We start from the raw sequence: 14,376 nt of genomic DNA on the forward strand, positions 1-14,376 counted from the left end.
ACCCGTGACCCCCCTGTATATCGGCAGCGAGATCTACCGAAATTCGAGCTACTGCCCGAAGCACCCGCTCGCCGTGCCGCGGGTGTCGGTGTGCACCGACCTGTGCCGGTCCCTCGGTTGGCTGCCGGACGCGGTCTACCGTGACGCCCCGATGCCGGAAGAAGCGGCGCTGACCCGCTTCCATGATCCCGCCTATGTCGCGGCGCTGCGCCAGGCGGAGGCGGATCAGGCGGTCAGCGACGCGGTCCGCACCCGGTTCCGCATCGGCGCCGAGGGCAACCCGGTCTACCGGGAGGTCTACCGCCGCCCCGCCATCTCCGCCGGCGGCGTGATGCTGGCGGCGCGGTTGACGGCGGATGGCGGGATCGTCCACTGCCCCGGCGGCGGCACGCATCACGGACGGCCGGATCGCGCCTCCGGCTTCTGCTTCCTGAATGACCCGGTGCTGGGGCTGCTGACCTGGCTGGACCTGGGGCTGGACAACATCGTCTACCTGGATATCGACGCGCACCACGGCGACGGCGTGCAGGACGCCTTCCACGACGACCCGCGGGTGTTCACCATCAGCCTGCATGAAGGCGCCCGCTGGCCGTTCACCGGTGCGGCGGACGACCGGGCGGGCGGTGCCGCGCGGAACTTTCCGCTGCCCGCCGGCTGCAACGACACCGAGTTCGCCTGGGTCATCGAGCACGCCGTACTGCCGCTGATCGCGCAGCGCCAGCCGCAGGCGATCATGCTGCAGGCCGGCGCGGACGCGCTGGAGGAAGACCCCTTGGCGAAACTGTCGCTGTCCAACAACGCGCATCGGGCGGTGGCGCGGGCGGTCATGGCGCTGGCGCCGAGGCTGGTCGTACTCGGCGGCGGCGGCTACAACCCCTGGACCGTGGGCCGCTGCTGGGCGCTGATCTGGGGCACCTTGAACGATTTTCCGATCCCCGACCGACTGCCGCCCGAAGCCGAGGCCGGACTCCGCGGGCTGCGCTATGATCGGGCGGCCGGGCGCAATCCGCCGCAACACTGGCTGACCACGCTGCTGGACCCGCCTCGCGTCGGTCCGGTCCGCGATGTCGTACGGCAACTGACCGAGGAGACTCCATCTGCATGAATAGGCGCTTTGTCCTGGCTCTGCTGGTCGCCCTGCCAACCGCCGTGGCGCTTGGTCAGGAGCCAGACCCGAATGGGCCACAGCCTGAACTGCCGAAGGAAAAACTGGTGATCGTCACGCAAGACGGCGTGTCGCATCCGTTCAAGGTGGAGATGGCCACGACCCAGGAGCAGCAGACCGTGGGCGAGATGTTCCGCACGTCGGTGCCGGCCGATGGCGGCATGCTGTTCGACTGGGGCATTTCGCGGCCCGCGAACATGTGGATGCGGAATACCCTGGTGCCGCTGGACATGGTGTTCATCAACGCCAACGGCACGATCCGGGCGATCGCCGAGAACACCACACCGCGCAGCCTGGCGATCATCAGCAGCCATGGCCCGGTGCGTGCGGTACTGGAACTGCAAGCCGGCATTACCGCCAAGCTGAACATCCGTGTCGGCGATGTCATCCATCAGCGGATTTTCGGCAATGCGCAACAGTAGGTCGCGATCCGGGCTGGCGTCGCACGTCGCCGCAGCATAAACCTTGCATCCGCACGTCGCCGCCCATAGGTTCCGCGCGGGTTTCAGTCGGGGTGTGGCGCAGCCTGGTAGCGCGCCTGTTTTGGGTACAGGAGGTCGTGGGTTCGAGTCCCGCCGCCCCGACCATTTGACGCGGCAACTATTCGTTACGGAGATATTTTCATGCGGGCCCGCATCTTTCAGCCTCCCAAGACCGCCATGCAGTCCGGCTGGGCCAAGACACATGCCTGGACGCTGGAATTCATGCCGACCAGCGCTCGGCGTCCCGACGCGCTGATGGGCTGGGCCGGCGGCGGCGACACCCAGACCCAGGTCAAGCTGACATTCGAGACGCGTGAGGAAGCCATCGCCTACGCCGAACGCGCCGGTCTGGAGTACGAGGTCGAACTGTCGCAGGTCCGCCGCATCAAGCCGAAGGCCTACGCCGATAACTTCCGCTACGGCCGGTCCGAGAACTGGACGCACTGACCGACCGGATGGCGGTCTATACGGAAGTCACCGACGATGCCCTGAGGACGTTCCTGGCCGGTTACGACATCGGCACGGTTGTCGCCTTCCGCGGTATTGCCGAGGGGGTGGAGAACTCCAACTTCTCACTGCGCACCACGGCTGGCGATTTCATCCTGACGCTGTACGAAAAGCGGGTTGATCCCGACGAACTGCCCTGGTTCCTGGGACTGATGGAGCACCTGGCGGGACGTGGGCTGGTGTGTCCTCAGCCGGTGCATGGGCGTGACGGATCGGCATTGCGAAACCTGTGCGGGCGGCACGCGGCGATCACCACGTTCCTGCCTGGCGTCTGGCCGCGGCGCGTGCGCGTCAACCACTGCGGCCCATTGGGCGCGGCGCTGGCGGCGCTGCACCTGGCGGGGACGGATTATGCGCCCAGACGGGTCAATGCACTGGGCCCGGCCGGATGGATGCCGCTGCTGAACCGCATTCGGGAACGGGCGGACGAGGTGCAGCCGGGGCTGACAGCGGAACTGGACGCGGCGTTGCGGGCGATCCTGGCTGGCTGGCCGCCGGGGCTTCCGGATGGTCACATCCATGCCGATCTGTTCCCCGACAACGTGTTCTTCCTGGATGATCGCCTTTCCGGGCTGATCGACTTCTACTTCGCGGCGACTGACCTGCTGGCCTATGACATCGCGGTCTGCCTGAACGCCTGGTGCTTCGAAGCGGACTTCTCGTTCAACGTCACCAAGGGGCATGCGCTGCTGTCAGCTTATAATACCGTCCGGCCGCTGTCGGCGGCGGAGCAGGCGGCGTTGCCGGTGCTGTGTCAGGGCGCGGCGATTCGCTTCCTGCTGACACGGCTGTACGACTGGCTGAATACGCCGCCGGGGGCAATGGTGACCCGGAAGGACCCGCTGGAGTATTTGCGCCGGTTGCGGTTCCACATGTCCGCTACCGGTGGCCAAGCCTATGGCCTCTGACGACATCGTGGTGTCGCTGCCGCCTGATCCCGATCAGGTGGTGGAGGTGTGGACCGATGGCGGCTGCAAGCCGAACCCCGGGCCAGGCGGCTGGGCGGCGATCATGACGTTCCGCGGCGTGGTCAAGGAGTTTTCCGGCGTCGAGGCGCCGACGACCAACAATCGAATGGAACTGACCGCGGCGGCGACGGCGCTGGAGACGTTGAAGCGTCCCTGCCACGTGGTGATCCATACCGACAGCCAGTACGTGCGCAACGGCATCACGCGCTGGAGCGCCGGTTGGGTGCGCAAGGGCTGGCGGAGTTCCACTGGTGATCCGGTGGCGAACATCGACCTGTGGAAGCGTATCCTGGGGGCGGCCACGGTGCACCGGGTGGAGTGGCGCTGGGTGCGCGGCCACGACGGCAACGTGTTCAACGAACGCGCTGACCAGCTTGCCACGGCCGCTCGCCGGGCAGCGTTTGGCGGCTAGGTGCGGTGCCCGGTTGAGCCATGACTATCGTTGCCTTGCGATGCGATGCGTGCATCGGAGGATAACTTGCAAACGCCATTTCGCTCGACGACATCCCGCCACTGGAGGACGGGGTGAACCATCGTGCTCGTTAACGATGGCGAGGCGTTAAGGGAGCTTTAATCAGTTTTCGATAGCGATGCGCCATCGTGGTCCAGTTTTCACTTCACCGTCCGTTGCAGGGTTTGGCCGTCGTAGGCTTGGCTGTTGGTGGGCTGTTCATGGCTCTGATGGGCGGCCCGGCCGGTGGTCCGGTGGCGGTCGTATTCCCACCCTGGTGGGACGCAACGCGTACAGTCAATGGCGCGGCTGAAGGCGGAGCGGTGCTGCGGTTCGGCCTGACGCATTCCGTCGTGATCATCGTGCCCGATGACGCGCGAGGTCGAGATCGGTTGTGGCGTGGCGGCGCTTGGCTTCTGCTTAACCCTCGCGGCCTCGCGGGCTGCGGCTTTAGATCGAAATCCCAATAAATGGAGCGGCAATTGCAACCCGTGGACGAACTCGCACACCTGCGCGGCAAGGTGGATCAGGTGATGATGGTGGCACTTTGGCTGCACGTGCCACTGATCACTGGCGTTGCATGGTTTCAGGGCAACGCCATGTTCTTGCTGGGCGGCGGCGCGGCGGCCGTGGCGGCGGCGATCACCTTGGCCGGCTTCTCCTGGTCCGCGGACACCATGCGAAGGATGGCGATGGGCGTCGGCTTGGTGGTGATGGTCTCGCTGCTGCTTGCGGCGACAGCGGGCGGCGCATGGCAAACCGATATCCACATGTATTATTTCGCGGCACTTGCCGTGCTGGCGGCCTACTGTGACCGAAACGTGATTCTGGCCGCTGCAGCGGTAACGGCGGTTCATCACCTCGTCTTGAGCTTTGTCGCGCCAGCTTTGGTATTTGGTGGCGAAAGCGATCTGGGCCGTGTCGTCTTGCATGCGGGGATCCTGGTGATCGAGGCCGGCGCGCTGATCTGGCTGACCGACTACCTGGCCAGTCTGATTGCCACAAACGCCACCAATCTGAACAGGGCCGACGCCGCGCGGGTTCAGATCGAGGCATCAGGAAAGGCACAGGAGGCGGCGCAGCGTCAGGCGGGCGAAACACGGCGCCAGACAATGCTTGACCTGTCCGGCCGGTTCGAGGCGAGCATTGGCGGCATCGTCGAGTGCGTGGCTTCCGCCGCGACCGAGCTTCAAACAACCTCTCAGGCCATGGCGACGACGGCAGAAGAGACGATGCAGCAAGCAAGCACGGTCACGACGGCGTCGGAGCAGGCTACCCGAAACGTGCAGACCGTTGCTTCCGCGACCGAGGAACTGACTGCCTCCATCGGGCAGATCAGCCAGCAGGTGGTCGCCGCGAGCGCAATGATCAACGAGAGTGTGCGGCAGGCCGAGATGTCGAACGAGCAAGTGAAAGGCCTGACCGAGGCGGCGGACAAGATTGGCGACGTGGTGAGAATCATCAACGGCATAGCCGGCCAGACCAATCTGCTGGCGCTCAACGCCACGATCGAGGCGGCACGAGCGGGCGACGCCGGCAAGGGCTTCGCGGTGGTCGCCTCCGAGGTCAAGGCTTTGGCTAATCAGACAGCGAAGGCGACGGAGGAGATCAGCGCGCATATCAAGGCAATCCAGGAGGCGACACAACTCTCCGCGCGATTGATCCAAGGAATCACCGCAACGATTGGCAAGGTCAGCAAGACAGCAGGCACCATTGCCTCGGCCGTGGAGGAGCAAGGGGCCGCGACGCAGGAGATTGCTCGCAACGTAATTCGGGCCGCCGAGGGCACGCAAGAGGTATCAGGCAACATCACTGGCGTCAGCCAAGCGGCACAACAGACCGGCGCGGCGGCGACCCAGGTGCTTGCCTCGGCGGCCGAACTATCGAGGAATGGCGAAGTGCTCAAGGTGCAGGTGGCAACGTTCCTGCGCGACGTCCGCGCGGCTTGATGGTTGAGGTGGCGCGGAAAGGCCGTGCGACGCATCCACTATACAGTAACGAACCGCGCAACCAGACGATAGCCGCGACTGACTACTCCGCCGCTGGCTTGGGTATTGGCTGGACAGGGTGCCGAAGGCGGGCGAGGCGCTGCACCACGGTGTAGAAGACCGGGGTAAACACCAATCCGAATACCGTCACGCCAAGCATGCCGAAGAACACCGCGGTGCCGAGCGACTGGCGCATCTCGGCGCCCGCGCCGGTCGCGGTCATCAACGGCACGACGCCGAATATGAAGGCGAACGACGTCATCAGGATCGGCCGCAGGCGTATGCGTGCCGCCTGCACCGCCGCCGCATTGACGGTAGCGCCGGCTTCCTGTGCCTGTCTGGCGAATTCCACGATCAGGATGGCGTTCTTCGAAGCAAGCCCGACCAGCACGACGAAGCCGATCTGCGCCAGGATGTCGATGCTCATGCCGCGCAGCAACAGCCCGGAGATCGCCGCCAGCAGGCACATCGGCACGATTAGCACGACCGAGAGCGGCAGGGTCAGGCTCTCGAACTGGGAGGCGAGAACCATGAAGACGAAGATCACCGAGGCGCCGAACACAAGGATCGTGCTGTTGCCTGCCTGCTTTTGCTGGAAGGCAAGATCGGTCCATTCAAACCCCATGCCGGCCGGCAGACGTTGCGCCGCCAGCTTTTCCATGGCCGCGAGGGCATAGCTGGAGGACACGCCTGGGACGGTGCCACCCTGCACCTCCGCCGCCGGGAAAAGGTTGTAGCGAGGGACGCGGTATGGTCCGGTGACGTAATCGAAGCTTGCGACCGAGCCCAACGGCACCATCCCGCCACTGGCGTTACGGGTCCTGAAGCGGGCGATGTCGTCGATCGTCTTGCGGAAGCGGCCATCGGCCTGCGCTGTCACCTCATAGGTGCGGCCGAGATAGTTGAAGTCGTTGATGTAGGCGGAACCGAGATAGACCTGCATGGCCTCGAACACCTTGTCCGGGGAGACGCCAAGCTTCTCCGCCTTCACCCGGTCGATGTCGGCAAAGACACTGGGCGTGCCGCTGCTGAATTGCGTGAACACGCCGACCAGGCCTGGGATCGCATTGGCCGACGCCGCCATGTCCTGAGCCGCCGCCGCCAGCGCTGTCGAGCCAAGGCCCTGCTGATCTTCCAGCATCATCTTGAAGCCGCCGGAATTGCCGATGCCGCTGACCGGTGGGGGCGCCAGGACAATGACGAAGGCATCCTGGATCACCGAAAGCCTTTGGCGCAGCGATGCCAGGATCGCGGGGCCGCTTAGCGCTGCCGTCTTCCGGTCCTCGAACGGACGCAGGCCGGAGAAGATCGTACCGGCATTCGACGCATTGGTCAGGCTCGCCCCGTCAAGGCCTGCAAACGCGACAGCATTGCGCACGCCGGGCGTGCCAAGGATGATATTTGTCGCCTGCCGCACCACGGCGTCGGTCCGCGCCAGCGAGGCGCCTGGGGGCAGTTGCAGCACGGTGATCAGATAGCCCTGGTCCAGCTCCGGGATGAACCCGGTTGGCGCTCGGCTGAACTGCCAGCCGGTAAGGCCAATCAGTCCGGCGTAGGCCACCAGCACAAGCGCGGTCATGCGGATCAGCCGCGCCGCCAGCCGGCCGAAGCGGTCGGACAGCCACTCGAAGCCGCGGTTGAAGCCGGTGAAGAACGCCACCACCGGCCGCACCAGCAGCGAGCGGCGTTCGGCTGTCGGATGGGTCACATGCGGCTTGAACAGCAGCGCGCAGAGCGCTGGGCTGAGCGTCAGCGACACGAAGCAGGAGATCACCGTGGACGCGGCGATAGTCACCGCGAACTGGCGGAAGAACTGGCCCGAGATGCCGGAAATGAACGCGGACGGGATGAACACCGCGCAGAGCGTCAGGGCAATGGCAACCAGGGCGCCGCCGACCTCGTCCATGGTCCTGTGCGCCGCCTGCCGGGGGGTCAGGCCAAGCCGCAGATTGCGCTCGACGTTCTCCACCACGACGATTGCGTCGTCCACGACGATGCCGACGGCCAGCACCAGGCCGAACAGCGACAGGTTGTTCAGCGAGAAGCCGAGGGCCGACAGGACGGCGAACGTGCCGATCAGCGAGATCGGGATCGCGACGATCGGAATGACGGAGGCGCGCCAGGTCTGCAGGAACAGGATGACGACGACGACCACGAGCGCCACCGCCTCAAAAATGGTCTTGACGACCTCATGCACCGACTGGGCGACAAATCCGGTCGTGTCATAGGCGATGTCGTAGGTCAGTCCTTGCGGAAACTGGGCGGACAGGCCTCGCATGGTCGCGTAGATTTCCTGCGCGGTGGACAGCGCGTTCGATCCCGGCTGCTGGAAGATCAGCAGCGCCGCGGCTTCCCGGGTGTTCAGGTAGCTGTTCGAGCCGTAGTCCTGGCCGCCCAGTTCGACGCGGCCGACATCGCGCAGCCGCGTGACGCGGCCGGCGGAGTCGGATTTCACGATGATGTCGTCAAATTGCGCTGGATCGGTCAGCCGTCCCAGGGCCTGGACGTTGAGCTGGAAGGCGCCAGGTTGCGGCATCGGCGGCTGGCCCAGCACGCCGGCGGACACCTGCACGTTCTGCGCCTGCAGAGCGGTGACGACTTCACCCGCTGTCAGGTCGTGCGCGGCGACCTTGTCCGGGTCCAGCCAGATCCGCATGGCGTAGTCGCGGCCGCCGAAGATCTGCACGTCGCCGACGCCTTGCAGCCGGGACAGTGGGTCCTTGACGTGCAGCGTCGCGTAGTTCGACAGGTAGAGCTGGTCGCGCGAGTGGTCCGGCGACAACAGGTGGATTACCATCAGGATTTCGGGGGAGTTCTTCTTCACCGTCACGCCGAGGCGCTGCACCGCATTTGGCAGGCGCGGCAGTGCGATGGCGACACGATTTTGCGTCAGGACCTGCGCGGTATCAAGGTTGGTGCCAAGCTTGAAGGTGACAGAGACGATCAGCTTGCCGTCGCCGGTCGACTGGCTGCTGAAATACAGCATGTTCTCGACGCCGTTGATCTCCTGCTCCAGCGGCGTCGCGACGGTCTGGCTGAGTACCTCGGCCGAGGCCCCAGGGTAGCTCGCCGTGACCTGGATGATGGGCGGCGCGATGTCCGGATACTGCGTCACCGGAAGGGCAAAGTAGGCAACGCCGCCGACGATGGTGATGAACAGCGACAACATCACCGCGAAGATCGGACGGTCGATGAAGAAATGGGTCAGGCGCATGGCGCGGCCTCCTCAGCTTTCCGACGCAGGTGAAATCCTGCCGGGCTGGGGCGTGACCTTCACGCCGGGACGCACCCGCATCAGGCCACTGATGACCACCTGGTCGGTGGCGGCGAGGCCGCTGGTGATCACGCGAAGCTGTTCGCCGTCGAGCGCGCCGATCTCAACCTGTTTTGGCATCACCGTGCCGTCGGCGCCGACCACCATCAGCAGCTTGCGAGACTGATCGGTCACCAGCGCCGCATCCGGCACCAGCAGCACCGGGCGGGGTGCGGAGACCGGCAGGCGCAACCGCGCGAACTGGCCGGGCGCGATCAGCAGGTCGGGGTTCGCGAGGCTGGCGCGGGCATGCATCGTGCCGCTGCCGCGGTCGATCTGGTTGTCGATGAAGTCAAGCTGGCCATGACGCGGCCAGCCCTGCTCATCGCTGAGGCTGACGCGGATGGTGCTGTCCAGGCCCGGCTGCTTGGTAGCCTGGAAGCGTTCATAGGCCAGGTAGTCCGCCTCGCTGAGATCAAAATCCAGGTGGATCGGGTCGAGGGAGACGATGCTGGTCAGCGCCGTGCCGGTCGCGGCACCCGGTCCGCCGCTGATCAGGCTGCCGATCGAGACGTTGCGCATGCTGATCTTGCCGCTGAAGGGCGCGGTGATGTGGGTGAACTCCAGGTTCAGCTGGGCCGCATGGATCGCCGCCTTGGCTTGCTCGATCGTGGCAAGGGCGGCGCGCTGCGTCTGGACACGCTGGTCCAGCAGCTCGCGGGAGGCGAAGTTGTCATGTGCCAGGTTGGTGGTGCGCGAGACCTCCTGGTTCGCGAGATCCAGGCCGGCCACGGCGGTCTGGTATTGCGCGGCGGCCTGCTGCAGCGCGATTTCGTACGGGCGCGGGTCGATGACGAAGAGCAGGTCGCCCTTGTGGACGACCTGGCCGTCGGCGAAATGTATCTCGGTCAGGTAGCCGCTGACCTGGGCGCGCAGCTCGACCTGATCGACGGCGGAGAATTGCCCGGTAAAATCGGTCCAACGGGCGACACTGCGCTGCAGCGGCGGGCTGACGGTCACCGCGGGCGGGGGCGGCAGGACGGCTGTCGGCGGCGCTGCCCCCTGGTGCTGCCTGACGACCCATATCGCACCTCCTGATGCCAGAAGCAGCCCGATCAAGGCGACAGCCGGCCACGTCCGGCGCCGGCCGCGGAACCGAGGCGCAGCAGTCACGGGATCAGCAACCAAGTCGTCAATAAACCGCGGATGGCCAGTCATCTTGTCTTCCACATCAGGTTTGAGATCCGGCGCCTGCCGGCGTCAGTGCGATTTCGTGGGTGCCGCGGGTCTTGCATGACGCGTCCGAGAGGAGCGTCACTCAAAATGGTCCTGAGGACAGCGGTCCTGAACATTCCCGCCGTGTCGCCGGCAAGTCCTCGGTTGCATCGCAAACTCCTTGGCCGGTTCGGGCGTTCGTGCATCGGCCGGCAAGGCAGGGCCGCGGCGGCGCACGAGACCGCGGCTTTTATCTGGAGCATTCGCTCCTATATTGGGAAGGTGTGCCAAGGCGATCGACAGTCAAGAGTTATTGGAGCGATGGCAACAGAAATACACGATGGTGTGAAGCGGGGCCGCGGCAGGCCGCAAGGCTTTGACCGCGAAACGGCGCTGCAGCAGGCAATGACGCTGTTCTGGGAGCGCGGCTACGAGGGGACGACGTTCGACGAGCTGATCGCCGCGATGGGCATCAGCCCGTCGAGTTTCTACAACTCGTTCGGCAGCAAGGAGCGACTCTACCAGGCGGCGATAGACCACTACATCACCTGTGCCAGTTGCTGGTTCGGGCGAGTCTTGTCCGAGGCCACCACAACGCGCACGGCGTTTGAACGCTTGCTCGACGCCGCGGCAGCCGAGTTCACGCGCGATGATCGCCCGGCTGGCTGCATGATCTCGCTGGAGGGCACTCATCTGCCGCCGGCGCTTGCCTCGGTGCGGGGCAGGTTGATGGCGCACCGGGCGATGTCCGAGCAGGCGCTGGCGGAGCGTTTGCGGCGTGGCGTCATGTCGGGCGATCTGCCGGCTGATACGGACGTCGAGGTGCTCGCCGCGTTCTTTAGCGCCTTGTTTCGTGGGATCGCTGTTCAGGCGCGGGATGGGGCATCCCGGGAACGCCTGATGGCGATCGGACGGGTGGCGATGCGGGCGTGGCCGTGTGGATCGCGCCGCCTCAGGGGGCGGGATGAAACACCGGCATGACTGGCGATGTCGCAAGTGTCAGGCTCTGGCTTCGGATGTTTGCCGCGGCTGGTTGAGCCAAAGGTCGGCAACGCGATGCAGGCATCCGGGTCTCGCGCGTGCATTGCAATGGCGTCGGCGCCCAGGCTTGTGGGGGCCATTACATTGCCCGTGTGGATGAGCTCGGCGCCTTGAGCACCTTGTTGGTCAGCTCCGTCTTGACGTTAAAGGAGGACCGCTTGCCGACCTTGTCCCGGTGCGCGGCGACCCATGCCTCGGCCGTTCTGTAGCCGGCATCGCGCAGCGCTGAAAGCAGGCGCCAGGACGTGCTGTTCTTCGACACGAAGCCGAGCTGCTCGAGAAAGGCATCGTCGCGGATGGCGTGGATGCGGATCGGCTTGTAGCGTCCGGCATAGGGCACGTCCGATTCCGCCAATTCATTCAGCAGGCTGTTGACCGCCTCGATGGCGTTGACCTCCAGCACGACCGAGGCGTTGAAGGTGATCTCGTTCAACCGATCCAGGATGGCGGGGGCGCTGTGCGGCGGCATCCTGTCGCGGTGAAATGGATTGACCAGGACCAGCAGCAGATCCTGCGCATGGTCCAGCAGCGGCGACAGCGACGGGTTGCCCAGATAGCCGCCGTCCCAGTACGGCACGCCGCCGATGGTGACGGCCTTGAACTCGCTCGGCAGGCAGGCAGAGGCACGCAGCGTCGCCGCCGATATATCCGGCTGCGTGAAGATTGCTCGGCCATTGCTGGTGACATCCGTGGCTGTCAGGAACAGCCGCGGTTCGGTGGCGGCGTTCAGCGCGGCCAGGTCGGCGGCGGAGAAGGCCTGCGCGATCAGTGGCGCCAGGGCGTCGCTGTAGAACGGGTTGGTGTAGGGCGAGACGACCAGACCCACCGCCTCCAGCGCGATGGCCACGGGGGACCAGTCCAGATTGAAGCCAAACGGTCCCTGCTCTCCGAAGAACAGCGCGTTGCCGCCGAGGAAGCCACCGCGCGAGAGGGCGCGCCAGAAGTCCGCAAGCTTGCGGCGGGCAAGGTCGGGGCCGCCCTGCACCAGCCCGCTGACGGTCAGGGCGGCGTTGATGGCGCCGGCGCTGGTGCCGCTGATCGCCGCGAAGCCGAGGCGGCCGGCGGCGACTTCCTGCAGCAAACGGTCCAGCACGCCCCAGGTGAACGCGCCGTGGGAGCCGCCGCCTTGCAGCGCGAGGCCGACGGTCGGGGGCTGGGTTGGCATCGGCAAGCTCCAGGCGTTTGCTTGATTTGACGGCGCCTTGCGCGATCGAAGGAGGTGGAACCCCTGGTCATGAACCGTGGGTGACCATCGGCCTAAAACAAGTTTGTTCTCTGTCGGATAAGGCCGTCAAGGCGGCGCTGAATGCCGCCCACTCGCTCAAGATGGATGTTTGCCGGGGATCAGCGAAAGCGGCGGCCAATCCCATAGCGGCCGTCGTGACAAGGCTGCCGACAGGCTGTTTCCAATCCTTGGCAGCGGTGAACGCCTGGGCCCTGATCAGTGCCCTGCCGCCGCGCTTGCCTGATTGGCGCCTACAACAGCCCGGCGGCGATATTCACCGTCAGCGCCACGATTACGGTGTTGAACAGAAAGCTCAGCAGCCCGTGCAACGCCGCCACCCGGCGCAGCTTCCGGCTGGTGATCTGCACGTCGGACACCTGGAACGTCATGCCGAGCACCAGCGAGAAATACATGAAGTCCATGTAGTCCGGCTGTGTCTCCCCTGGAAACTCCAGCCCGCGGTCGATGTCCGGGCCGCCATTGTCGCGGGCATAGAATTCGTGGGCATAGCGCAGCGCGAACGTGACATGGGTCATCAGCCACGACGTCAGCAGCGTTATCGCCACCAGCGCCACATCCAGCCCCTGCCGAGGTCCGGTCACGCCCTTGATCGCGGCGAACTCATGCGTCACCGCGACGAAGCTGACGATCACCACGGCCAGGGTCAGCGAGAAGATGGTCCATTCGCCTTCCTGCTGCGCCTCGGCGTTGGCCGGCATCTGGGACGGCGGCGCGGTGACGAACAGGTGCCCGGCCAGCACCAGGAAGACCAGCACGCCGATGTCCCAGGCCAGGATGCCGCGCGTCGTCACCGCCAGCCGCACGGGCAGCAACGGCACCGCCGCCAGGCCAGCGAGCATCCCGGTGCACGACCGGCGGTGCGCCCAGACCGCCCGCCGGACGCGCCGCATTCAGCGCAAGGAAGCCAGCAGCCCGGCCATCAGCTTGCCGCGATAAGCCAGGCTGTCGATCTGGATATGTTCATCCAGCGTATGCGCCCCTGCCCCGGCCACGCCCAGCCCGTCCAGCGTCGCGATCTCCATCGCCCCGGTAAAGTTCCCGTCCGACCCGCCGCCGGAGCTTTGCGAGCTGATCTGATATCCAAGCCCGCGGGCGATCTCCCGTGCCGTGTCATACAGCGCCATGCCCTTGGCATCCGGCTCCCACACCGGTCGGGTCACGCCCCGCGTCACCTGGAACTGAACCTCGTTGGAGGACGCCCGCAGCGCCAGCATGGCAGCGACGCCGCGATCGAGATCCTCCTGCCGCTTGGCCATCGACAACGCTTCGCCGGCGCAGGTGGTGGTGACGCAGTTCACCCATTGGCCGCCGTGGATGACGCCGACGCTGAAGGTGCAGCTTTCCGTCGTCATGTCCTCGATCTCGATCAGCTTGCGCGCCATCTCGCGGATCGCCGACCGCCCCTCCCCCAGCCGCGCCCCGGCGTGGCTCGGCCGCCCGGTCGCTTCCAGGTTGAACCGGGCGATGGCGTAGCGGCCGGTCACCACGCCGCCATCCGGACGGGCGGGTTCCGGCACCAGCACGTATTTGTGCCGCGACGCCTCGGCTTCGATCAGGTCGCGGGTGGAGGGGCTGCCAACCTCCTCATCGCTGGTGAACAGCACGGTGACGGGCAGCCTGGTGCGCACGCCGACGCGCTGAAGCTGGCGGATCGCCTCCAGCGACAGGTAGTTGCCGCCCTTCATGTCCAGGATGCCGGGTCCCCAGGCGCGCTGTCCGTCCTGCCGGAACGGCAGCTTTGCCAGGGTGCCGATCGGATGCACGGTATCCAGGTGCCCCATCACCAGAATGCCTGGCACATCCGGCGTCGGATGCGCAAAGCTGGCGCGCACGCAGTCGCCGAAGCCCATACGGCCGGCGACTCGCTCGATCCGCGCGCCCGCCAGCACCAGGGCGCGGGAGGCCAGGTCCATCATCCGGTTGACCGAGGCCGCGTCGAACGTCGGGCTTTCACATTCCACCCATTCGCGCAGCCCGGTCAGCATCGCATCGGTGTCGAAGGGCAGCGCGTTCGGGTCCATGATCTTGTTTCTCCAGGTGATCGAGGAACCGTGCCACGA

12 protein-coding genes and 1 tRNA gene are annotated in these 14,376 nt (G+C 65.8%); 8 read left to right on the top strand and 5 right to left on the bottom strand.

The window, feature by feature from the left end:
• Positions 1–4 precede the first annotated feature (4 nt).
• The 7 genes from ACQY4S_RS14415 to ACQY4S_RS14445 all read left to right on the top strand — a co-directional run bounded on the left by ACQY4S_RS14415 (position 5) and on the right by ACQY4S_RS14445 (position 5,522).
• A complete protein-coding gene (locus tag ACQY4S_RS14415; protein WP_428485883.1) occupies positions 5–1,105 on the top strand; it encodes an acetoin utilization protein AcuC in 1,101 nt (366 codons plus the stop codon).
• Complete coding sequence (locus tag ACQY4S_RS14420) at positions 1,102–1,587, top strand: DUF192 domain-containing protein (protein ID WP_428485884.1); 486 nt, start codon at positions 1,102–1,104, stop codon at positions 1,585–1,587. Before ACQY4S_RS14415 ends, ACQY4S_RS14420 begins: the two co-directional genes overlap by 4 nt.
• An 88-nt stretch (positions 1,588–1,675) precedes the next feature.
• Positions 1,676–1,752: transfer RNA gene (locus tag ACQY4S_RS14425), tRNA-Pro, on the top strand.
• A gap of 36 nt (positions 1,753–1,788) precedes the next feature.
• Entirely contained in the window at positions 1,789–2,094 is a 306-nt protein-coding gene (locus tag ACQY4S_RS14430; protein ID WP_428485885.1) for an ETC complex I subunit, read from the top strand.
• A gap of 8 nt (positions 2,095–2,102) precedes the next feature.
• A complete protein-coding gene (locus ACQY4S_RS14435) occupies positions 2,103–3,062 on the top strand; it encodes a homoserine kinase (protein WP_428485886.1) in 960 nt (319 codons plus the stop codon).
• The gene (gene rnhA / locus ACQY4S_RS14440) at positions 3,052–3,534 is read left to right on the top strand and encodes a ribonuclease HI (RefSeq protein ID WP_428485887.1); all 483 of its coding nucleotides are present in this window, start codon (positions 3,052–3,054) and stop codon (positions 3,532–3,534) included. The genes ACQY4S_RS14435 and rnhA overlap by 11 nt, the downstream gene beginning before the upstream one ends.
• A gap of 530 nt (positions 3,535–4,064) precedes the next feature.
• Positions 4,065–5,522 (top strand): methyl-accepting chemotaxis protein, encoded by a 1,458-nt coding sequence (locus ACQY4S_RS14445; RefSeq protein ID WP_428486284.1) that lies wholly within the window; start codon positions 4,065–4,067, stop codon positions 5,520–5,522.
• A gap of 82 nt (positions 5,523–5,604) precedes the next feature.
• Here ACQY4S_RS14445 and ACQY4S_RS14450 read toward each other — a convergent pair whose 3' ends face one another.
• On the bottom strand, positions 5,605–8,775 hold the full coding sequence (locus ACQY4S_RS14450) for an efflux RND transporter permease subunit (RefSeq protein WP_428485888.1): 3,171 nt from the start codon (positions 8,773–8,775) through the stop codon (positions 5,605–5,607).
• Between the two features lie 12 nt (positions 8,776–8,787).
• A complete protein-coding gene (locus ACQY4S_RS14455) occupies positions 8,788–9,933 on the bottom strand; it encodes an efflux RND transporter periplasmic adaptor subunit (RefSeq protein ID WP_428485889.1) in 1,146 nt (381 codons plus the stop codon).
• A gap of 417 nt (positions 9,934–10,350) precedes the next feature.
• On the opposite strand from ACQY4S_RS14455, the gene ACQY4S_RS14460 reads away from it, so the two are divergent.
• Positions 10,351–11,010, top strand: coding sequence for a TetR/AcrR family transcriptional regulator (locus ACQY4S_RS14460; RefSeq protein ID WP_428485890.1), 660 nt, complete (start codon positions 10,351–10,353; stop codon positions 11,008–11,010).
• Positions 11,011–11,149: 139 nt separating this feature from the next.
• Here ACQY4S_RS14460 and ACQY4S_RS14465 read toward each other — a convergent pair whose 3' ends face one another.
• The 3 genes from ACQY4S_RS14465 to ACQY4S_RS14475 all read right to left on the bottom strand — a co-directional run bounded on the left by ACQY4S_RS14465 (position 11,150) and on the right by ACQY4S_RS14475 (position 14,337).
• Complete coding sequence (locus tag ACQY4S_RS14465) at positions 11,150–12,235, bottom strand: patatin-like phospholipase family protein (protein ID WP_428485891.1); 1,086 nt, start codon at positions 12,233–12,235, stop codon at positions 11,150–11,152.
• A gap of 311 nt (positions 12,236–12,546) precedes the next feature.
• Positions 12,547–13,206 carry a DUF1345 domain-containing protein gene (locus ACQY4S_RS14470; protein WP_428485892.1) on the bottom strand — a complete coding sequence of 220 codons (660 nt, stop codon included), beginning with the start codon at positions 13,204–13,206 and terminating at the stop codon, positions 12,547–12,549.
• Positions 13,207–14,337, bottom strand: coding sequence for a M20/M25/M40 family metallo-hydrolase (locus tag ACQY4S_RS14475; RefSeq protein WP_428485893.1), 1,131 nt, complete (start codon positions 14,335–14,337; stop codon positions 13,207–13,209).
• Positions 14,338–14,376 lie beyond the last annotated feature (39 nt).

The sequence above is a fragment of the Rhodopila sp. genome (genome assembly GCF_965276935.1).
GTDB lineage: Bacteria > Pseudomonadota > Alphaproteobacteria > Acetobacterales > Acetobacteraceae > Rhodopila.

Coding starts and splice junctions, on each gene's coding strand:
- ACQY4S_RS14420 (WP_428485884.1), top strand. CDS start 1,102: ATGAATAGGCGCTTTGTCCTGGCTCTGCTGGTCGCCCTGCCAACCGCC.
- ACQY4S_RS14430 (WP_428485885.1), top strand. CDS start 1,789: ATGCGGGCCCGCATCTTTCAGCCTCCCAAGACCGCCATGCAGTCCGGC.
- ACQY4S_RS14435 (WP_428485886.1), top strand. CDS start 2,103: ATGGCGGTCTATACGGAAGTCACCGACGATGCCCTGAGGACGTTCCTG.
- rnhA (WP_428485887.1), top strand. CDS start 3,052: ATGGCCTCTGACGACATCGTGGTGTCGCTGCCGCCTGATCCCGATCAG.
- ACQY4S_RS14450 (WP_428485888.1), bottom strand. CDS start 8,775: ATGCGCCTGACCCATTTCTTCATCGACCGTCCGATCTTCGCGGTGATG.
- ACQY4S_RS14460 (WP_428485890.1), top strand. CDS start 10,351: ATGGCAACAGAAATACACGATGGTGTGAAGCGGGGCCGCGGCAGGCCG.
- ACQY4S_RS14465 (WP_428485891.1), bottom strand. CDS start 12,235: ATGCCAACCCAGCCCCCGACCGTCGGCCTCGCGCTGCAAGGCGGCGGC.
- ACQY4S_RS14470 (WP_428485892.1), bottom strand. CDS start 13,206: ATGCGGCGCGTCCGGCGGGCGGTCTGGGCGCACCGCCGGTCGTGCACC.
- ACQY4S_RS14475 (WP_428485893.1), bottom strand. CDS start 14,337: ATGGACCCGAACGCGCTGCCCTTCGACACCGATGCGATGCTGACCGGG.